Origin of the sequence: Pseudomonas sp. Y24-6 (assembly GCF_020295325.1) — a bacterium.
Taxonomy (GTDB): Bacteria; Pseudomonadota; Gammaproteobacteria; order Pseudomonadales; family Pseudomonadaceae; genus Aquipseudomonas; species Aquipseudomonas gregormendelii.
This window is the reverse complement of the sequence record NZ_JACBXG010000010.1, coordinates 1-19,961: the sequence shown is the minus strand read 5'-3', so window position 1 is coordinate 19,961 and position 19,961 is coordinate 1. Positions and strand designations below refer to the sequence as shown.

The 19,961-nt window shown below is 59.0% G+C and carries 20 protein-coding genes; 10 read left to right on the top strand and 10 right to left on the bottom strand.

The window, feature by feature from the left end; all coding sequences use genetic code 11:
* The first annotated feature begins 21 nt into the window (after positions 1–21).
* A complete protein-coding gene (gene trpE, locus HYI44_RS19145; RefSeq protein WP_122841266.1) occupies positions 22–1,503 on the top strand; it encodes an anthranilate synthase component I in 1,482 nt (493 codons plus the stop codon).
* A gap of 78 nt (positions 1,504–1,581) precedes the next feature.
* Here the strand turns inward: trpE and estP are convergent, their stop codons facing one another.
* A complete protein-coding gene (estP, locus tag HYI44_RS19140) occupies positions 1,582–3,489 on the bottom strand; it encodes an esterase EstP (protein ID WP_225570207.1) in 1,908 nt (635 codons plus the stop codon).
* A gap of 407 nt (positions 3,490–3,896) precedes the next feature.
* Here estP and HYI44_RS19135 point away from each other — a divergent pair, with 407 nt between their 5' ends.
* The 4 genes from HYI44_RS19135 to HYI44_RS19120 all read left to right on the top strand — a co-directional run bounded on the left by HYI44_RS19135 (position 3,897) and on the right by HYI44_RS19120 (position 7,181).
* Entirely contained in the window at positions 3,897–4,490 is a 594-nt protein-coding gene (locus HYI44_RS19135) for an aminodeoxychorismate/anthranilate synthase component II (protein ID WP_007980194.1), read from the top strand.
* Positions 4,491–4,499: 9 nt separating this feature from the next.
* Positions 4,500–5,549 (top strand): anthranilate phosphoribosyltransferase, encoded by a 1,050-nt coding sequence (gene trpD, locus HYI44_RS19130; RefSeq protein ID WP_045059987.1) that lies wholly within the window; start codon positions 4,500–4,502, stop codon positions 5,547–5,549.
* A complete protein-coding gene (trpC, locus tag HYI44_RS19125) occupies positions 5,546–6,382 on the top strand; it encodes an indole-3-glycerol phosphate synthase TrpC (protein ID WP_122841269.1) in 837 nt (278 codons plus the stop codon). The genes trpD and trpC overlap by 4 nt, the downstream gene beginning before the upstream one ends.
* A gap of 97 nt (positions 6,383–6,479) precedes the next feature.
* Positions 6,480–7,181, top strand: a complete 702-nt coding sequence (locus tag HYI44_RS19120; RefSeq protein ID WP_122841270.1) for a biotin/lipoate A/B protein ligase family protein — start codon at positions 6,480–6,482, stop codon at positions 7,179–7,181.
* On the opposite strand, the gene crp is transcribed toward HYI44_RS19120, so the two are convergent.
* Positions 7,178–7,822, bottom strand: coding sequence for a cAMP-activated global transcriptional regulator CRP (gene crp / locus HYI44_RS19115; RefSeq protein ID WP_045059990.1), 645 nt, complete (start codon positions 7,820–7,822; stop codon positions 7,178–7,180). The genes HYI44_RS19120 and crp overlap by 4 nt on opposite strands.
* A gap of 260 nt (positions 7,823–8,082) precedes the next feature.
* Here crp and HYI44_RS19110 point away from each other — a divergent pair, with 260 nt between their 5' ends.
* Both HYI44_RS19110 and speD read left to right on the top strand, forming a co-directional pair.
* Complete coding sequence (locus HYI44_RS19110) at positions 8,083–8,505, top strand: OsmC family protein (protein WP_225570206.1); 423 nt, start codon at positions 8,083–8,085, stop codon at positions 8,503–8,505.
* Between the two features lie 239 nt (positions 8,506–8,744).
* Positions 8,745–9,539, top strand: coding sequence for an adenosylmethionine decarboxylase (speD, locus tag HYI44_RS19105; protein WP_122841271.1), 795 nt, complete (start codon positions 8,745–8,747; stop codon positions 9,537–9,539).
* A 98-nt stretch (positions 9,540–9,637) separates the two neighbouring features.
* On the opposite strand, the gene coq7 is transcribed toward speD, so the two are convergent.
* The 6 genes from coq7 to hemJ all read right to left on the bottom strand — a co-directional run bounded on the left by coq7 (position 9,638) and on the right by hemJ (position 14,188).
* The gene (gene coq7 / locus HYI44_RS19100; protein ID WP_045059993.1) at positions 9,638–10,285 is read right to left on the bottom strand and encodes a 2-polyprenyl-3-methyl-6-methoxy-1,4-benzoquinone monooxygenase; all 648 of its coding nucleotides are present in this window, start codon (positions 10,283–10,285) and stop codon (positions 9,638–9,640) included.
* 182 nt (positions 10,286–10,467) lie between these two features.
* Positions 10,468–10,806, bottom strand: a complete 339-nt coding sequence (locus HYI44_RS19095; RefSeq protein WP_045059994.1) for a histidine triad nucleotide-binding protein — start codon at positions 10,804–10,806, stop codon at positions 10,468–10,470.
* An 80-nt stretch (positions 10,807–10,886) separates the two neighbouring features.
* Entirely contained in the window at positions 10,887–11,675 is a 789-nt protein-coding gene (locus tag HYI44_RS19090; RefSeq protein WP_225570205.1) for an SDR family NAD(P)-dependent oxidoreductase, read from the bottom strand.
* A gap of 62 nt (positions 11,676–11,737) precedes the next feature.
* Positions 11,738–12,709, bottom strand: coding sequence for a DUF805 domain-containing protein (locus tag HYI44_RS19085; RefSeq protein ID WP_225570204.1), 972 nt, complete (start codon positions 12,707–12,709; stop codon positions 11,738–11,740).
* A gap of 48 nt (positions 12,710–12,757) precedes the next feature.
* Positions 12,758–13,726 carry an NAD(P)H-dependent flavin oxidoreductase gene (locus tag HYI44_RS19080; protein WP_225570203.1) on the bottom strand — a complete coding sequence of 323 codons (969 nt, stop codon included), beginning with the start codon at positions 13,724–13,726 and terminating at the stop codon, positions 12,758–12,760.
* Between the two features lie 33 nt (positions 13,727–13,759).
* Entirely contained in the window at positions 13,760–14,188 is a 429-nt protein-coding gene (hemJ, locus tag HYI44_RS19075) for a protoporphyrinogen oxidase HemJ (RefSeq protein ID WP_045059998.1), read from the bottom strand.
* 135 nt (positions 14,189–14,323) lie between these two features.
* On the opposite strand from hemJ, the gene argC reads away from it, so the two are divergent.
* On the top strand, positions 14,324–15,358 hold the full coding sequence (gene argC, locus HYI44_RS19070) for an N-acetyl-gamma-glutamyl-phosphate reductase (RefSeq protein ID WP_045059999.1): 1,035 nt from the start codon (positions 14,324–14,326) through the stop codon (positions 15,356–15,358).
* 168 nt (positions 15,359–15,526) lie between these two features.
* Positions 15,527–15,877, top strand: coding sequence for an iron-sulfur cluster insertion protein ErpA (erpA, locus tag HYI44_RS19065; protein ID WP_007947969.1), 351 nt, complete (start codon positions 15,527–15,529; stop codon positions 15,875–15,877).
* 80 nt (positions 15,878–15,957) lie between these two features.
* Here the strand turns inward: erpA and HYI44_RS19060 are convergent, their stop codons facing one another.
* Together HYI44_RS19060 and HYI44_RS19055 are read right to left on the bottom strand one after the other, a co-directional pair.
* Complete coding sequence (locus HYI44_RS19060) at positions 15,958–17,049, bottom strand: anhydro-N-acetylmuramic acid kinase (RefSeq protein ID WP_225570202.1); 1,092 nt, start codon at positions 17,047–17,049, stop codon at positions 15,958–15,960.
* Positions 17,050–17,052: 3 nt separating this feature from the next.
* Positions 17,053–18,474, bottom strand: a complete 1,422-nt coding sequence (locus tag HYI44_RS19055; protein ID WP_122841274.1) for a peptidoglycan DD-metalloendopeptidase family protein — start codon at positions 18,472–18,474, stop codon at positions 17,053–17,055.
* A 212-nt stretch (positions 18,475–18,686) separates the two neighbouring features.
* Here HYI44_RS19055 and tyrS point away from each other — a divergent pair, with 212 nt between their 5' ends.
* Positions 18,687–19,886, top strand: a complete 1,200-nt coding sequence (gene tyrS / locus HYI44_RS19050) for a tyrosine--tRNA ligase (protein WP_045060002.1) — start codon at positions 18,687–18,689, stop codon at positions 19,884–19,886.
* The last annotated feature ends 75 nt before the right edge of the window (positions 19,887–19,961 follow it).

Sequence of the window (19,961 nt, the reverse complement as noted above, 5' to 3'; positions counted from 1 at the left end):
CTCAAGCCACGAGGCTACCCCATGATCCGCGAAGAATTCCTGCGTTTGGCCGCTGCCGGCTATAACCGCATTCCCCTGGCCTGCGAAACCCTGGCCGACTTCGATACGCCGCTGTCGATCTATCTGAAACTGGCCGACCAGCCGAACTCCTACTTGCTCGAATCGGTGCAGGGCGGGGAAAAGTGGGGCCGTTATTCGATCATCGGCCTGCCGTGCCGCACTGTGTTGCGGGTGCATGATCACCACGTCAGCGTGACCCACGACGGAGTCGAAATCGAAACCCACGAGACGCAAGACCCGCTGGCCTTCGTCGAAGAATTCAAGGCGCGCTACAACGTGCCTACCATTGCTGGTTTGCCACGCTTCAATGGCGGCCTGGTGGGTTATTTCGGTTATGACTGCGTGCGTTATGTCGAGAAACGCCTGGGCAAGTGCCCGAACCCGGACCCGCTGGGCGTGCCGGATATCCTGCTGATGGTCTCGGATGCGGTGGTGGTTTTCGACAACCTGGCCGGCAAGATGCACGCCATTGTCCTGGCTGATCCAGCGCAGGAAGGTGCATTCGAGCAGGGACAGGCACGCCTGCAGGAGTTGCTGGAGCAACTGCGCCAGCCAATCACTCCGCGCCGTGGCCTGGACTTCAGCAAGCAGCAAGCGGCGGACCCGGTGTTCCGCTCCAGCTTCACCCAGGACGATTACGAAAAAGCCGTCGACACCATCAAGGAATACATCCTCGCTGGTGATTGCATGCAGGTCGTACCTTCCCAGCGCATGTCGATCGACTTCAAGGCGGCACCGATTGATCTGTACCGGGCGCTGCGCTGCTTCAACCCGACGCCCTACATGTACTTCTTCAACTTCGGTGATTTCCACGTCGTTGGCAGTTCACCGGAAGTGTTGGTGCGGGTCGAAGACAACCTGATCACCGTGCGCCCGATCGCCGGCACCCGTCCACGGGGCGCCAACGAAGAAGCGGACCTGGCGCTGGAGCAGGACCTGCTGTCCGACGACAAGGAAATCGCCGAGCACTTGATGCTCATCGACCTGGGACGTAATGACACCGGTCGCGTATCGGAAATCGGCTCGGTGAAACTCACCGAGAAGATGGTCATCGAGCGTTATTCGAACGTGATGCATATCGTTTCCAACGTCACCGGGCAATTGAAAGCCGGGCTGACCGCGATGGACGCGCTGCGGGCAATTCTGCCGGCTGGCACTTTATCGGGCGCACCGAAGATTCGTGCGATGGAGATCATCGACGAACTGGAGCCGGTCAAACGCGGAGTCTACGGTGGAGCGGTGGGTTATTTTGCCTGGAACGGTAATATGGACACCGCCATCGCGATCCGCACGGCGGTGATCAAGGATGGCGAGCTGCACGTGCAGGCCGGTGGCGGGATCGTTGCCGACTCGGTGCCGGCACTGGAATGGGAAGAAACGTTGAACAAGCGACGCGCCATGTTCCGCGCGGTGGCGCTGGCCGAGCAAACCCCGGACGCATGAGTTGACACAAAGGGGGGGGCCCAAAAAAAAAGCGGCGCCTGAAAGGGCGCCGCTTTTTTTTGCCTGTCGACCGGCGGATCAGAAATCCAGCGCCACACCCAGGTTTACGCCTTGTTGGGTAAAGTCGTCATCCTTGCGAATGATGTAGCTCGCGCGCAGTGCGAGGTCTCTGGTGAGGTTGTGACTTACCCCCAGATTCACCCGGTTTAAATGACTCTGCGGGGTATAGCCTTGCAGGGTGAAATCATTGGCCGGCAAGCTGTTGAGGGCGATGTTGATCTTCTGCACATCGTCCTCGTACTCGCGCTCGTAGGCATACTCACCAAACACCCGGGTTTGCGAGGTGATCTGGTACTTGCCCTGCAGGCCAACGCCCAGGCGTTTCGAGTTACGGGTCTGGTCATCAAAACTCAACGCGGTTGCGCGATTGCTATTCTCCGAGTAACCGTCGACTTCCACCTTGGCGTAATCGGCACTGACAAACGGTGACAGGTGCCACTCGCTGCCTGGTTGGGCAATGTCGTAGCCAATGCGCGTGCTGAATGCCCACAAATGCCCGTCAGTATCGCCTTTCTCGGCACCTTCGCTGGCGCCCAGGTCGAACTTGCGCTTGAGGTTGTCGTAGTCCAGCTTTGCGCCTGTCAGTGCAGCATCCGCCCACCAGCGGTTCTGCTGGAACTGGGCAAATGCCGTAGCCAGGTAGCTATTGAGCTTGTAGTCCGAGTCGTTATTGCCGGCTTCCAGGTTCTGCCGGTAGAAACCTGCGGCCACACCTACGCGCCAGGCGTCATTGAGCCGGTAGCTGCCGCCCACATTCAGGTTGTAACCGCTGCCGTCGGCGCTGGCGCTGCTGCTCTGGCTGTCGAGGTCAAGATGCTGGCCGCCGCCGGCAACAATCGCTCGCCATTGCCCGACCGCTTGCCAGTCTTCCCAGTCCGATTGCCATTGGCTGCGCAGTTCGTCCTGATGCGCGCGCAAGGTGGCGTGGGCCATTTCCGGCAGCAGCGTCAGCTCCCATGGCGCGGCGAGCAGGGAATAGGCGTAATCGGAGATCAGCTTTTGCCCGGCTTCGGTCGGATGGACCCCATCGTTGTAGATCAGCTTGGTCGGGTCTGGCGTTGCACTGTTGATGCCATAGGTAGCGTTTTCCGTACAGCCATTGCCACTGAAGCAGGTTGCCGTCAGGTTCTGGTCAGTCGCCAGGCCGAAACGTCCCGGATCCGCAAAGCTCTCCTGCAGCAGCAGGGGGATGTTCAGCGGGATGATTTCGGCGTTGATGCCCTGCAGGCGCTGCACCAGCTGCAGGTTGAACTGATTGCTGAGCTGGGTGGCGGCCGTTTGCAGGCCGGTGCCATTGATGGCCGGCGTCAGGCCGATGTCCGGCAGCAACCAGACCATCACGTATTTCGCGCCGGCGGTCTGCAGCACTTGCACACTGTCGGCCAGGCGGTCTGCGGCGGCGTTCGCCTGGGCGGGGTTGAGGATGCGCCCCTGAAGGAAGTCGTTACCACCTCCTGAGAGGTAGTACAGCGCGTTTGGGTCAGCCTGGAAATTGTTCGACGGCAGATAACCGACCCGGGTGCGCTCCCCTGTAGCGGACTGGGTGGTGATCGAGTCAAGGATCTGGTCGGTGCGGTAGCCGCCGACCGCCCAGTTGTTACCATCCGCCAAACCCTGGTTGGCCCGCACGGCCGACGTCGACGCTGCGGTTTCGTCGGCAGAGAACCCGAGTCGGCCACCCAGCAATTGGGTAGAGTTGAGCGAGCGCGACTCGCCGCTGCCATCCTGATAAACCGGCCCCGTCCGGTTGGTGAAGCGCTGGGTCGCACCTGCCGGCCCGCCCGAATCGGTAAAGGTCCCGGCATCGTTGAGGCTGTCGCCGAACACGACAAAATTGGAGTATGGGTTGGGAGCGGCGATCGCTTGGGTGCAGGCCATTGCGAGCAAGCATCCGGCGAGCGGTACAAACAGCGTCTGTTTGATCATGAGCAAGTCCGTTTATTTATTGTTGTAGTGAACGAAACGACAGTACCAAAAAAAACCGGCCTTTCGCCATCCGTCGCGATCCCTTCTAATGATTCGCCTGCGGGCGTCACCGCGATATTGCACGCTCCGCCCAGCTAAGTTACTGTGCCAAGACGTATGAATGAGACCTTCCCCGTGTTGATCATCAGCAAACTCCTGGATCAAGTCATCAAGGCACACGCCCGCTGGCGTTGGCGCGCCTGAATTCTTTGCCGGCCTCGCCGGACCTGTACCGATTGACCTTCGTTGCCCGTTTTACCTGCCGCTTCGCTGGCGCCACTCCAGCACCCGACAAAGCGCAGCGCCCTGCGGGTAATCATCTGAAGGTCATGTTCAAAAATCAGTGAATTCAAGAGGTTCCCAGCGCCATGTTGCTGATGATCGATAACTACGACTCCTTTACCTACAACGTTGTGCAGTACCTTGGTGAGCTCGGCTCCCAGGTCAAAGTCGTGCGCAACGATGAGCTCACCATTGCCGAAATCGAAGCCCTCAACCCTGAGCGCATCGTGGTGTCCCCCGGTCCTTGCACACCCACCGAAGCCGGCATTTCCATCGAAGCCATCAAGCATTTCGCCGGCAAGCTGCCGATCCTGGGCGTGTGCCTCGGGCATCAATCCATCGGCCAGGCCTTTGGTGGTGACGTGGTTCGCGCGCGCCAGGTCATGCACGGTAAGACTAGCCCGGTATTCCACGAGGACAAGGGCGTATTCGCCGGCCTGAACCGACCGCTGACGGTCACTCGTTATCACTCGCTGATCGTCAAGCGCGAGACCCTGCCCGACTGTCTGGAGCTGACGGCCTGGACTCAGCTGGAAGATGGCTCGGTCGACGAAATCATGGGCTTGCGCCACAAGACGCTGAACATCGAGGGGGTGCAGTTTCACCCTGAGTCGATCCTCACCGAGCAGGGCCACGAACTGTTCGCCAACTTCCTCAAACAAACCGGCGGCACGCGCTAAGGACTTTCCATGGATATCAAGACAGCCCTGAGCCGTATCGTCGGCCAACTCGACCTGAGCACGGACGAGATGCGCGATGTGATGCGCGAAATCATGACCGGACAATGCACGGATGCGCAGATCGGCGCATTCATGATGGCCATGCGCATGAAAAGTGAGAGCATCGACGAGATCGTCGGCGCGGTGTCAGCCATGCGCGAGCTGGCAGACAAGGTCGAACTCAAGACTCTTGACGGTGTGGTCGACGTGGTGGGTACCGGCGGTGACGGTGCCAACATCTTTAACGTGTCGACTGCGTCTTCGTTTGTAGTCGCGGCCGCCGGCTGCACCGTGGCCAAGCACGGTAACCGCGCAGTGTCGGGTAAAAGCGGCAGCGCGGACCTGCTGGAAGCAGCCGGTATCTACCTGAACCTGACGCCGGTCCAGGTGGCGCGCTGCATCGACAACGTCGGCATTGGCTTCATGTTTGCCCAGACCCACCACAGTGCCATGAAGCACGCCGCCGGCCCGCGCCGCGAGCTGGGCTTGCGCACGATGTTCAACATGCTCGGCCCGCTTACGAATCCGGCCGGTGTCAAACATCAGGTAGTGGGTGTGTTCAGCCAGGCGTTGTGCCGTCCCTTGGCCGAAGTCTTGCAGCGGCTTGGCAGCAAGCACGTGCTGGTGGTGCATTCCAAGGATGGCCTTGATGAATTCAGTCTTGCCGCGCCGACTTTCGTTGCGGAATTGAAGAACGACCAGATCACAGAGTATTGGGTAGAGCCTGAAGACCTGGGCATGAAGAGCCAGAGCCTGCACGGCCTGGCTGTCGAGAGTCCGGCGGCATCGCTGGAGCTGATTCGCGATGCCCTGGGCAAGCGCAAGACCGAGAACGGTCAGAAAGCGGCCGAGATGATTGTGCTCAACGCCGGTGCGGCGTTGTACGCCGCCGACCATGCCACCAGTTTGAAAGAGGGCGTTGCCCTGGCGCACGATGCGCTGCACACAGGTCTTGCTCGGGAAAAGCTTGAGGAGCTGGGTGCATTTACCGCGGTATTCAGAGTGGAGAATGAAGGATGAGTGTACCGACGGTTCTGGAAAACATTCTGGCGCGTAAAGTCCAGGAAGTCGCCGAGCGCAGTGCTCGTGTGAGTCTGGCCGAGCTGGAAAGCCTGGCCAAGGCGGCCGATGCCCCCCGTGGTTTTGCCAACGCATTGATCGCCCAGGCCAAGTCGAAGCAGCCTGCCGTCATCGCTGAAATCAAGAAGGCCTCACCCAGCAAAGGTGTGATCCGCGAGAACTTCGTACCTGCCGATATCGCCAGAAGCTACGAAAAGGGCGGCGCTACCTGCCTGTCGGTACTCACTGATATCGATTACTTCCAGGGTGCCGATGCTTACCTGCAGCAGGCGCGAGCGGCGTGCAAACTGCCGGTAATCCGCAAGGACTTCATGATCGACCCTTACCAGATCGTCGAAGCCCGGGCATTGGGCGCCGACTGTGTGCTGTTGATCGTTTCCGCCCTGGACGACGTGAAAATGGCCGAGCTGGCGGCTGTCGCCAAAGGTGTCGGCCTGGACGTACTGGTGGAAGTTCACGATGGAGACGAGCTGGAGCGGGCCTTGAAAACCCTCGACACTCCGCTGGTGGGCATCAACAACCGCAACCTGCATACCTTCGACGTGAGCCTGGAGATTACCCTGGATCTGTTGCCGCGAATTCCGCGGGATCGTTTGGTGATTACCGAAAGCGGCATTCTCAACCGTGCCGATGTGGAACTGATGGAAATCAGCGACGTCTACGCGTTCCTCGTGGGTGAAGCGTTCATGCGCGCGGAAAGCCCGGGTACTGAACTGCAGCGTCTGTTTTTCCCCGAGCGTGGTACTGCAGTCAGCGGTTCTACCCTCGACTAAGTGCATTTTCGTAGGCAACCCAATCCCTGTGGGAGCGGGGTTGCCCGCGAAGAGGCCATCAAGAACCCCACAGACGTCATGTCTTGCTGAGTCATCCATGCCCCAGCCAATCTCTCATTCTGTAGAAGCCGGCTTGCTCGCCGAACAGGACCTGCTGGCGCAGATCTGCACCGGTGAATCGGAATTCGGCCTGCTGTTCTGGCAGCCCAATGATCAGGCGCTGGTCATGCCGCGTCGTCTCAATCGGCTGCCTCAGTTCGAATCCGCCTGCGAAGTTTCCGCTGCCGCCGGTTGGCCAGTCTTGTTGCGTGAAACCGGAGGCGAGCCCGTGCCGCAGTCCGCTGCCACGATCAACATTGCGTTGGTTTATGCTCCACCGCGCAGCGAGGGTGACCAGAACCGTATCGAAACAGCCTATCGCCGCCTCTGCGATCCTATCTGTCAGTTGCTGGATGAGTTGGGCGGGGCGTCGTCCATCGGTGAAGTGGAAGGCGCATTCTGTGATGGTCGCTTCAACGTCAACCTGGACGGTCGGAAAATGGTTGGCACCGCTCAACGCTGGCGGCAAAGCAAGGGTGGTACGCGGCCGGTCGGCCTGGTGCATGGGGCGTTGCTGCTCGATAACCAGCGCGAATCCATGGTGGCTGCGGTCAATCGTTTTAATCAAGCCTGTGGCCTGGAGCAGCGAGTACGCGCCGAAAGCCACATTGCATTGCATGAGAAATTCGCCGCACCGCAAGCATTGATGCGACTGGACCAACTCTACCGGCAAATGCTCAAGCAGATGTTCGGCGGTTAACGCGTGCCGAAGATCACCATGGTCTTGCCTTTGACGTTTACCAGGTTGCGCTCTTCCAGATCCTTGAGCACGCGACCGACCATCTCCCGGGAGCACCCGACAATCCGCCCGATTTCCTGACGGGTTACCTTGATCTGCATCCCGTCGGGATGAGTCATGGCGTCCGGTTGCTTGCACAGTTCCAGCAGGCAGCGCGCGACGCGGCCCGTCACGTCGAAGAAGGCCAGGTCACCGACTTTGCGGGTGGTATTGCGTAGGCGCTGGGCGATCTGTCCGCTGAGCACGTAAAGAATGTCTGGGTCCTGCAGGGATAATTCGCGAAATTTCGCATAGCTGATTTCCGCGACTTCGCATTCAATCTTCGCCCGCACCCAGGCGCTGCGTTGCTGCTCCTGGCCGGCCTGTTCGAACAGGCCCAGCTCACCGAAAAAGTCCCCGGAGTTCAGGTACGCGATGATCATCTCGCGGCCATCGTCGTCTTCGATCAGGATCGTGACCGAGCCCTTGATGATGAAGAACAGGGTATCGGAGCGGTCGCCGGCACAAATGATGTTGCTCTTGGCCTGATACCGACGGCGCTGGCAGTGCATGAGCAGCTTGTCGAGGTTCTTGATCTTGGGGGTGGGGGCAATAGCAACCATGGTTGTATCCCGAAAAGACTGCGCGGTAAGTTGGATTTATGTGCAGGAGCTGACGACAGTTCTGGCCGCGATCGGACGATCTTGTTGTTCGCTTCAGGTCTGGCAAGGCGCCAGCGATTTGGCGCCAGCATAACAGACACTTTCTGCAGTTTTCGAGATTTTGCCTGGGGCCTGTGGTTATGTCCTGCACAGGTGAACGCTGTCAACCACGGGCCCTGTGCTAAGCTGGCGACCCTTTTTTATGTAGTGGAGTCTGGGCGATGAAGGCACGCATCCAATGGGCTGGCGAAGCCATGTTCCTCGGCGAATCCGGCAGCGGTCATGTCGTGGTCATGGACGGTCCTCCCGATGCCGGCGGCCGTAATCTGGGCGTCCGGCCGATGGAAATGCTCCTTCTGGGCGTCGGCGGTTGCAGCAATTTCGACGTAGTCAGCATTCTCAAGAAGTCGCGCCAGGCGGTCGAAAGCTGCGAAGCCTTCCTCGAGGCCGAGCGCGCCATTGAGGATCCAAAGGTATTCACCAAGATCCACATGCATTTCGTGGTCAAGGGCCGCGGGCTCAAAGAGGCTCAGGTCAAGCGTGCCATCGAGCTGTCAGCAGAGAAATATTGCTCGGCTTCGATCATGCTCGGGGCGGCGGGCGTGGCCATCACCCACGACTACGAAATCATCGAACTCGGTTGAATCGACATTCAACTATCATAAATGCAGTGCAGACTCTGGCGATCCCAAGCTGACGTCTGCATAATGCGCCACTTTTTTCAGGGTCGTGGACCGTCTGCCGACAGGCCACTCACCCGAACAGACAACCAAAATCGCCATCGCGAAGAGGTGTTAACCGTCCTACGCAGCTGCGTTGTTCGCATCTGACGGGCATGCTTGATCACGCGGCCCGGGCCGCAATACATAGAGAGTTTTTAACGGTGAAAAGCAAACTCAAGCTCCACGGGTTCAATAACCTGACAAAGACCTTGAGCTTCAACATCTATGACATCTGCTACGCGGAAACCCCGCAAGACCAACAGGCTTACGTCGAGTACATCAATAAAGAGTACAACGCCAAGCGCCTGACGCAGATCCTCACTGAAGTTGTCGATATCATTGGTGCCAACATCCTGAACATTGCCAGTCAGGACTATGAACCCCAGGGTGCCAGCGTCACGATTCTGATCTCGGAAGAGCCGGTCACCCCGACCGACAGCCAGATCGAAGAGTCTCCGGGGCCGTTGCCTGAAATTATCCTGGCCCACCTCGACAAGAGCCACATCACGGTGCACACCTACCCGGAAATCCATCCGGATGACGGTATTGCAACGTTCCGTGTAGACATTGACGTGTCGACCTGTGGCGTCATTTCACCGCTTAAAGCGCTCAATTTCCTGATTCACCAGTTCGATTCGGACATCGTGACCGTGGATTATCGTGTGCGCGGCTTCACCCGTGACGTTGAGGGCAAGAAGCACTTCATCGACCACGAGATCAACTCGATCCAGAACTACCTCTCCGAAGACACCCGCGCCAGTTACCAGATGACCGACGTGAACGTGTACCAGGAAAACCTGTTCCATACCAAAATGCTGTTGAAGAACTTCGAACTGGATAACTATCTGTTCGGCGATGCCACCAACAGCCTGTCCTCTGAGCAACGCGCCCAGGTGACCGACCGTGTGAAGCACGAAATGCTGGAAATCTTCTACGCGCGCAACATGCCGACCTAAGATTTACGGGTACAAAAAAAGGCGACTTCCTCACGGTAGTCGCCTTTTTTATGGTTTCCGCACACCTCTGGCTGATGCAGCGCTCTTGTGGGAGCAGATCAGATCCGGTAGGTGCTCTTGGTCATCACCTTGGCCAACAAGCTCATCCCGAACTTCACCGGCGCCGGAAAACGAAACCCGCCCGCATCCAGCGCGCTTTCCGCGTGGTGTTCTTCATCAGTGCGCATCTGCTGCAATATCGCCCGGGACTTTTCGTCCTCGGCCGGCAACTGCTCAAGGTGTTCGTTCAGGTGTTTGCACACCTGGTGTTCGGTGGCGGCAACGAAGCCCAGGCTCACCTTGTCGCTGATCAAACCGGCCACTGCGCCAATACCGAACGACATCCCGTAGAACAGCGGGTTGAGGATGCTGGTGTGGCTCCCCAACTGGTGGATGCGTTGTTCGCACCAGACCAGGTGATCGATCTCTTCTTCTGCAGCATGTTCCATGGCAGCGCGCACGTGCGGCAGCTTGGCGGTCAGGGCCTGGCCTTGGTACAGCGCCTGGGCGCAGACTTCGCCGGTATGGTTGATGCGCATCAGGCCGGCGACATGCCGGGTGTCTTCGTCGCTCATCTGCACATCCGGTTGCACGATAGCGGGCGATGGGCGGTACGGCTGGCCACTGAAGGGCAGCAGGGTACGCATGGCAGCATCGGCTTGTAGCAGTAGACGGTCAATGGGCGAGTAGTGACGTTGGGTAGTCATGCTGACCTCCGGGAAGAATCTCGGCGGCCAGTTTAACCGAATCGGCCGGGGAAGGTTTGCGTTGGGTCATTTGAGGGAGGGGCAGAACCTATACCTTTGATACCGGTGATTCTGTGGATCCAAGGCTTGCCCGCGATGGCAGTCTCGAGGATGCCGTCGCGGGCAAGCCTTGCTCCCACCGATCAGCCCGGCGGCCAGGTCATCTGCCGTTGACCCAGTACGTGCATATGGATGTGATAAACGGTCTGCCCGCCATCTTCATTGCAGTTCATCACGACGCGAAAACCCTTCTCGCAACCCAGTTCCAGTGCCAGGCGCTGGGCGGTGAAGAGGATGTGCCCGGCCAGCGTTTTGTCTTCCTCGGTGAGGTCGTTGAGGGTGCGCACCGGCTTCTTCGGGATCACCAGGAAATGCACCGGTGCCTGTGGCGCGATGTCGTGGAAGGCCAGAACCTGGTCGTCTTCGTAAATGATCCTGGCCGGGATCTCCCGGTTGATGATCTTGGTGAACAGAGTATCCACAGCTGTTTTCTCCGTTGTTTGGTCTGGCCTGAGTGTACCCACGGAGCTAGTCCGGGCCCAGGGTTTTACCTTGCAGGGTATCAGCGCGGGCAATAGGCCTTGTTGACCATGCCCGCGATTGTCCGGTTGAGCCAGCGTGAACCCAGGCGCGGCAGGAAGGCCCGCCAGCGGTTGCGTCGCCCCGGGATGATGATCGCGCGATTTTTTTCCAGGGCGCGAACGGTATAGAGCGCGACTTCTTCGGGGCTCATTGTCAGCCGGGTGTTGTTCAGCTTGTCGGTGTTCAGTTGGGCCGTGCGGAAAAATCCGGTACGGGTAGGGCCAGGGCAAAGCACCGAAACCTGGATCGCACACTTCTTCAGTTCTACGCGCAACCCTTCGGAGAAATTCAGTACGTAGGCTTTGCTGGCGTAATAGGTGCTCATCCAGGGGCCTGGGTGGAAGGCTGCGACCGATGCCACATTGAGGATTTGCCCGCCACCGTGCAGCGCCATGCTATTGCCGATGGCATGACACAGGCGAGTCATCGCCAGGATGTTCACTTCGATCAGGTCCTGCTCGGTCATCCAGTCCTGTGCGAGGAACGGGCCGCAGGTGCCAATGCCGGCGCAGTTCACCAGCAGGTCGATCTGCCGGTCGCCTTCTTCAAGCTCCAGCAGGAAACCGGACAGCCGCAATGGCTCGCCCAGGTCGCAGGCGCGAAAAAGCACCTCCACGCCAAAACGTTGAGTCAGTTCAATGGCAATGCTTTCCAGCTGATCACGCTGTCGGGCCACCAGGAGCAGGCTACGGCCGCGCCGGGCCAGCGCTTCGGCCATCGCCAGGCCGATACCGCTGGAGGCACCAGTGATCAGAGCGTAACGGGTCATGCAATTCTCCATCGCAACAGCTCCGCACCCGCGACGCGGGTGTCACCGGCGGGGAGTGCTGTTCATTCTTTCGCAGAGTCTACAGGTGGCTGGGCTTCTTCGGCTGCATCGTCAGCTGAATTCGGCACCGGCTCTGTTTCCACTTCGGTTTGATCTTCGATTTCGGAGGGGCTGACGGAGTCACTTTCATAAGCGCTTTGGGTCGCGTTCTGGTACTCATCCTGAATGGCCGAGAGGCCACCGGCCAGGCCGCCGATGAAAACCAGGGCAATAAAGACCACCCACAAGCAAGACAGGACTTTGACAGCGTTGCTGTTGGGCGGAGGCGGAGCACCATAGCGGTTGGCGACAGTGTTGCCCGGCATGATCATCATGACGAAAGGAAAGAAGCTGCCAACAAAAGGCACCAGGTTCAGTAGCCACAGCCAGCCCGACCAACCAATGTCATGCAGGCGCTGGACACTGAACTGAATGCTCACGAACCCGAGCGCGGCGATCAGGACGAAAGCCAGCAGACCGGCGAGAATCAGGCCGCCGCTCGAGTCTGCACTGAAGACGGCCAGGCCTGTGAGCGCCAATAGGGTGCCCAGGCCAAGTGTCACCAACGTCAGTACCATCGTCCAGGCGAGAAAGCGCAAGCGACCGATACGACCTTGGAAGCTGAACGGTTTGAGTGGGGCGAACCCCGTCACCGTTTCACCGACTGCTGCGTGCGGGGGCGCGTAAGGTGATTGCGGATCTTGGACGAAGGCTGGCGCAGGGGCGCGTTCCTGGACGTCAGACAGGTTCAGCTCGATCGAAGGTTCGCTTTCGATCCGTGCATCAATGCCGGTTTTTGCCAGTGCCTGCAGATAGGTCTGGGCATCGGAGTGCGACAGGTCGCGTTTGAGCGCAACCGGTCGGCCGCTGAACAGCCGTTCGATGGCAGCTACATCACTCTTGAACAGCTGGGCAAGGTTGAGCTTGGCGGTGGTGATGTCAACGCCTGGCAGCAGAGCGCCGTCGAACATGATCTTGAAACGGTTTTCGCTCATTGCGAGGCATCCTTGTCGCGAGTGGTCATTGAGGAGGCGGGTGGGGGCTCATCGTGGCCAGCGTTTGGGCAGCGTCGAGGCCAGTTCCAGTGCCTTGCGGTATTCGGCATCAAGGCGTGCCACCAGTTCATCCACGCTTGGCAGGTCGTCGATTTCACCAACGCCCTGGCCCGCGGACCACACCGTCTTCCACGCCTTGGCTTCGTCGCTGATCGGCTTCAGTTTGGCACCGAAGTTCACTTCGCCCTTGCCCTGCAAAGCCGCGGTATCGAATCCGGCCGCTTCCAGGCTCTGGCGCATGAAACTGGCCGGCACGCCCGACACGGCTGGAGTATGGACGATATCCGCCGCCCGGGAGTTCAGCAGCATTTGTTTATAGGCTTCAGGCGCATGACTTTCGGTCGTACCGATAAACCGTGTACCGAAATAGGCGAGATCAGCCCCCAGCAGTTGCGCGGCGAGGACCTCGTGGCCGTGGTTCAGGCAGCCAGCCAGTAGCAGCGTCTTGTCGAAGAACTGGCGGATCTCCGCAATCAGCGAGAACGGGCTCCATGTTCCGGCATGGCCCCCGGCGCCGGCCGCTACCGCGATCAGGCCGTCCACTCCTGCCTCGGCAGCTTTCTCGGCATGACGACGGGTCGTCACGTCGTGAAACACCAGGCCGCCATAGCTGTGAACCGCGTCTACCAACTCCTTGACCGCGCCCAGGCTGGTAATCACGATCGGCACTTTATGCTCGACGCAAATGTGCAGATCCGCCTGCAGCCTGGGGTTGCTGTTGTGGACGATGAGATTTACTGCGTAAGGCGCCGGGTTGTCCAGAACCGCCAGGCCCGCTTCGATCTCTTCCAGCCACGCCTTGAAGCCGCTGCTTTCGCGCTGGTTCAGAGCTGGAAAACTGCCAACCACGCCATTTCTGCAGCAGGCCAGCACCAGTTGCGGATTGGAGATCAGGAACATCGGCGCCGCCACAACAGGCAGGCGCAGACGTTGTTCGAGCAAAGCGGGCAGCGACATTGGAAGTACCCCGGTGAGTTGTGTCTGTTGAGTTTAGAACGGCCGAACCACTACCAGAATTACGATAGCCAGCAATAACAGAACCGGCACTTCATTGAACCAGCGAAAGAAGACATGGCTGCGGGTGTTTTCGCCACGGGCAAAACGTTTCACCTGGGCGCCGCACATGTGGTGGTAGCCAATCAGCAACACGACCAGCGTGAGCTTGGCGTGAATCCAGGCGCCCTGGGTGAAGATGCTGGGGTTGAGGTAGATCAGAGCGACACCGAAGACCAGCGTGGCGATCATCGCCGGGCCCATGATGCCGCGGTACAGCTTGCGTTCCATCAGGCTGAAGCGTTCCTTGCTGACGGTGTCCTCGCTTTGCGCGTGATACACGAACAGGCGCGGCAAGTAGAAAAGGCCGGCAAACCAGCAGACCATGCTGACGATATGAAGCGCTTTGAGCCACAGATAAAGCATTTTTAGTTATTCCCAGGTTCACGGTAGCCCGAATAGTAGAGGCTTGAGCGCCCGCACGTCACCTTGCCGGTTGTCGCAGAACGATACGGGCCCTATTATCGTCGGCTTTCCAGTGGGTTCGTTGAGGGCAGGTTTATGGTCAAGGTCGGTATCGTCGGCGGCACGGGTTACACCGGTGTCGAACTGCTGCGTCTGTTGGCACAGCATCCGCAAGCTGAAGTGGCAGTGATCACTTCCCGATCCGAGGCCGGTCTGGCCGTGGCTGATATGTATCCCAACCTGCGCGGTCATTACGACGGCCTGGCCTTCAGCGTTCCGGACATCAAGACCCTGGGCGCCTGCGACGTGGTGTTTTTTGCCACGCCCCACGGTGTCGCGCACGCCCTTGCTGGCGAGTTGCTGGCGGCGGGCACCAAGGTCATCGACCTGTCGGCAGACTTCCGCTTGCAGGACGCAGATGAGTGGGCCAAGTGGTACGGCCAGCCTCACGGTGCCCCGCAGTTGCTTGAGGAAGCGGTATACGGTCTGCCGGAAGTTAACCGCGAGCAAATCAGCCAGGCGCGCCTGATCGCGGTGCCGGGTTGCTATCCGACCGCTACCCAATTGGGTTTCCTGCCGCTGCTCGAAGCCGGTCTGGCCGACACCTCTCGCCTGATCGCCGACTGTAAGTCCGGTGTCAGCGGAGCCGGTCGTGGGGCTGCAGTCGGTTCGCTGTACTCCGAGACCTCGGAAAGCATGAAGGCTTACGCCGTCAAAGGGCACCGTCATTTGCCGGAAATTCGCCAGGGCCTGCGTCGTGCCTCGGGCAAGGAAGTCGGTCTGACCTTCGTTCCGCACCTGACGCCAATGATTCGCGGTATTCACTCGACGCTGTATGCAACGGTTGTCGATCGCTCCGTCGACCTGCAGGCGCTGTTCGAAAAGCGCTATGCCAACGAACCGTTCGTCGATGTAATGCCCGCTGGCAGCCACCCGGAAACCCGCAGTGTGCGCGGCGCGAATGTCTGCCGTATCGCGGTGCATCGTCCGCAGGATGGTGATCTGGTCGTGGTGTTGTCGGTCATCGACAATCTGGTGAAGGGGGCCTCCGGTCAGGCGGTGCAGAACCTCAATATCCTGTTCGGCCTCGATGAGCGCCTGGGCCTGTCCCACGCGGGCATGCTGCCGTAACGCCTTCCCTTGATCGGCAAAAAGGCCCGTAAAGCGGGCCTTTTTGCATTCTGGTCTGACAATAGGTGTGATTGATATACCGTAACAATAGTTGACCAATTTTCTAGGAGAAGCGGATAATGCCCGTCATCACGCATTATGGCGGCGTAACGCCGGGAGATAGTTAGCATGAGCGTCGAATCCTTCACCCCCACGGCTTTGCAATTTACCCACGGTGCTGCGCACAAGGTGAAGAGCCTGGTCGATGAAGAGGGGAATGATCGCTTGAAGCTGCGCGTATTTGTTACGGGCGGCGGTTGTTCAGGTTTTCAGTACGGCTTCACCTTCGATGAAGAAGTGGCCGATGACGACACCATCGTCGAGCGCGAAGGTGTCAGCCTGGTTGTGGATCCTATGAGTTTTCAGTACCTGGCGGGTGCCGAGGTCGACTATCAGGAAGGGCTGGAAGGGTCGCGCTTCGTGATCAAGAATCCGAACGCCTCGACCACCTGTGGTTGCGGTTCTTCGTTCTCGATCTGATCGCACGTCGATTCCAAATCAAGCGCCGCACACTCCCATTGGGTTGTGCGGCGTTTTGCTGTGCGGGATTCGGTGGATGGTCAGGCGGGATAGATGGCGCCAAGCACGCGCAAGCCGCGAGCGCCGGTGACGCTAGGGCGATTGGCTGCGATGCCTTCAAGGCAGCAGTGAGCCAGCCAGGCGAAAGCCATGGCCTCGACCCAGTCAGGATCTACGCCATAGGCGCCGGTGCTACTGACTGTTGCGTCCGGCAGCAGGCTGGCCAGGCGTGCCATCAATGCGAGGTTATGCGCGCCACCTCCGCAGACCAGCAGTTCCCGAGTCGCCGATTGCGCCTGTTGCAGCGACTCGACGATGGTCAGTGCCGTGAGCTCCAGCAGCGTTGCCTGCACGTCTTGTGCAGCGAATGCCGTCAGCCGGGACAGATGCTGTGTCAGCCATGGCAGGTTGAACACCTCGCGCCCGGTACTTTTCGGGCCTTGGGTCACGAAGAATGGATCGCTCAGCAAGGCCCGCAATAACGCTGGTTCAACCTTGCCGCTGGCCGCCCACTGGCCATCACGATCGTAATTATCGCCGCGTTGCTGGTGAATCCAGGCATCCAGCAGCACATTTCCCGGGCCACAATCGAAACCCGATACCGCTTTGCCGGGTTCGATCAGGCTCAGATTACTAAAGCCGCCGACATTCAAGACTGCGCGGTTGCCAGGCTGTTCTTCAAATAGCGCTTCGTGGAAAGCGGGAACCAGCGGCGCACCTTGACCTCCAGCCGCTACGTCACGGCTACGAAAATCACTGACTACGGTAATGTTGGTCAGCTCGGTGAGCAGGGCAGGGTTGCCGATTTGTACCGTGAAACCCCGCGCCGGTTCGTGCCGAATGGTCTGGCCGTGACTGCCGATCGCGCGGATATCTGCAGGCTGCAGGTTCTGTTCAGCGAGGAGGGTGGCAATGCCCTGCGCCGCAAGCTTGACCCAGTTTTGCTGGGCAATTGCCGAGCGGGCTATTTCGTCGGGGCCACTGGCGCACAACGCCAGCAGCTCACAGCGCAAGGGGTCGGGCATGGGGATGTAGTGGGTGGCGATCAGATTGATCGCCGGGTCCAGCTCCACCAGCGCGATGTCCAGGCCATCCAGGCTGGTTCCAGACATCACGCCTATGTAGAGCGTCATGGCTTAGCGCTTCGAAGCCAGCATGGTGGATTTTTCCTGGTCCATGCGGGCCATCAGCGGCTGGCTCTGGGCCAGGAAGCGTGCGCGTTCGGCCTTGGAAATCGGGTCGGCCATCGCGACTTTCTGGCCCAGGGGATCGACGTGCACGCCATTGACCTGGAATTCGTAGTGCAAATGCGGGCCAGTGGAGAGGCCGGTGGTGCCGATGTAGCCGATGACTTGGCCCTGTTTGACGGAGCCGCCGGTCTTCACGCCCTTGGCGAAGCCTTGCATGTGGCCGTACAGCGTACGGTAAGTGTTGCCGTGCTGGATGATCACCGTGTTGCCGTAGCCGCCGCGACGACCGGCCAGCAATACCTTGCCGTCACCGGCGGCCTTGATCGGCGTGCCGCGAGGGGCGGCGTAGTCGACACCCTTGTGCGCACGGATCTTGTTCAGGATCGGGTGCTTGCGGCCCATGGAAAACTTGGAGCTGATGCGCGCAAAATCTACCGGAGTACGGATGAACGCCTTGCGCATGCTGTTGCCGTCAGCCGTGTAATAGCTGCTGTTGCCTTGCTTGTTGGTGTAGCGAACAGCGGTATAGGTCTTGCCACGGTTGGTGAAGCGCGCAGAGAGGATAGGGCCATTGCCCACGGCCTTGCCGTTGACGACTTTCTGTTCGTAGATCACATCGAACTCGTCGCCCTGGCGAATATCCTGGGCGAAGTCGACGTCGTAGCCAAATACGCTGGCCATGTCCATGGTCAGGCTGTGGGACAGGCCGGCGCGAGCGGCAGACTGCGACAGCGAGCTGTTGATCACGCCGTGGACGTAGGCAGAGCGCACGCTCGGCTTGGCGGTAACACGGTTGAAGGCATAACCCTTGTCGTTCTTGGTCAGGGTGATGGTTTCGAGATCGCTGACCTTGCTGTGCAGAGTGGTCAGCTGGCCGTCCGGGGTCAGTTCGAATTCGAGTTTCTGGCCGCGCTTGAGCTGGCTGAACTGCTTGGCTTGCTTGTCGCTGGCCAGAACATCGTGCACGGAAGTGGCGGGCAGGCCGACTTTCTCGAACAGGGTGGACAGCGTGTCCCCCTTGGCAACTATCACTTCCCGATGGGTTGGCGCTTTCTTTTCTTCAACCACTGGCGCGGGCGCGGGCTCGGCTTGAGCGGTTTCCTGGGGCTGTTCAGCGCTGTTGTCGATCTGTGCGAAAGGCGAAGCGGCGGTTTCATTTGTGGCTTGAACGGCTTCTGCGGCGTCTTGATCTTGTGTCAGTTGTTCAGCAGGGCTTTCCAGTTCAAGGCTCAGGGTTGTCTTTTTGGCTTCTACATCACTGGAAGGGAATACCAGAAGTGCCAGGCTCAGCAGGGCGGCGATACCGCTTGCAGCGAGCAGATGGGTCTTCGGGTAAAGCGGTGGCGCTTTAGACGATTCTTTGGTCATAGGTAATTTTTGACTTTGAAAAAGATGAATTGGAAAAGATGAATGACATGATGAAGATGAAATAACTGTATAAAATATAACCAAATCATCCTTGAAGCAAGTCCGCGGTCACTCTGCCGGCGGATTGGCGTCATTGCGCCGGCCAAACTTTGTATTTGACCCGTGATCTTGTATGGTTGGTTCCCTTTGAATTCGAGCCTTGCGGGTCTGTTATGAAGTCGGTTGAAGAGCAGCTAGCGCTGATCAAACGTGGTGCGGAAGAACTGTTGGTCGAGTCCGAGCTGATCGAAAAGCTCAAGCGTGGCCAGCCGCTACGTATTAAGGCCGGCTTCGATCCGACTGCGCCGGATTTGCACCTGGGTCACACGGTGCTTATCAACAAGCTGCGCCAGTTCCAGGAGCTGGGGCATCAGGTGATCTTCCTTATAGGTGACTTCACCGGGATGATCGGCGATCCGAGCGGCAAGAGCGCCACGCGTCCGCCGCTGACGCGCGAGCAGGTTCTCGACAACGCCGAGACCTACAAGACCCAGGTGTTCAAGATCCTCGATCCGGCCAAGACCGAAGTGGCGTTCAACTCTACCTGGATGGATCAGATGGGGCCGGCGGATTTCATTCGCCTGACGTCGCAATACACTGTGGCTCGCATGCTCGAGCGCGATGACTTCGACAAGCGCTATACCACCAACCAGCCAATCGCTATCCATGAGTTCCTGTACCCGCTGGTTCAGGGCTATGACTCCGTTGCCTTGCGCGCGGATGTGGAGTTGGGCGGTACTGATCAGAAGTTTAACCTGCTGATGGGGCGTGAGTTGCAGCGGGGTTACGGGCAGGAGCCTCAGTGCATCCTGACCATGCCGCTGCTGGAAGGTCTGGATGGCGTGAAGAAGATGTCCAAGTCGTTGGGCAACTACGTGGGTATCCAGGAAGCACCGGGCGTGATGTACAGCAAGCTGGTTTCGATTCCTGATGCGCTGATGTGGCGCTACTTCGAATTGCTCAGCTTCCGCTCGATGGATGAGATCAATGCCTTGCGTGCCGACGTCGAAGCGGGCGCTAATCCGCGTGACATCAAGATCAAGCTGGCCGAGGAGATCGTTGCGCGTTTCCACGGCGAAGAAGCGGCGGCCAATGCCCATCGTGCTGCAGGCAACCGGATGAAAGAGGGCGAGTTGCCGGATGACCTGCCTGAAATCGAATTGACCGCAGCTGAAGACATGCCGATCGCAGCCGTCCTTAATAAGGCAGGCCTGGTGAAGAATTCGGCAGTGGCGCGTGACCTGCTCAATTCCGGTGGTGTGCGTATAGATGGTGAAGTGGTTGATCGCACCTTTATATACGTACTGGGCGCAACCCACGTTTGCCAGGCTGGCAAGAAGGCATTTGCGCGCATTACGCTCAAATCCGAGTAAAGCTGAAATAAGCGCTTGACGGCGAATTGTAACGGTCTATAATTCGCCCCACTTCCGGCGCAGTCGAAACGGAAA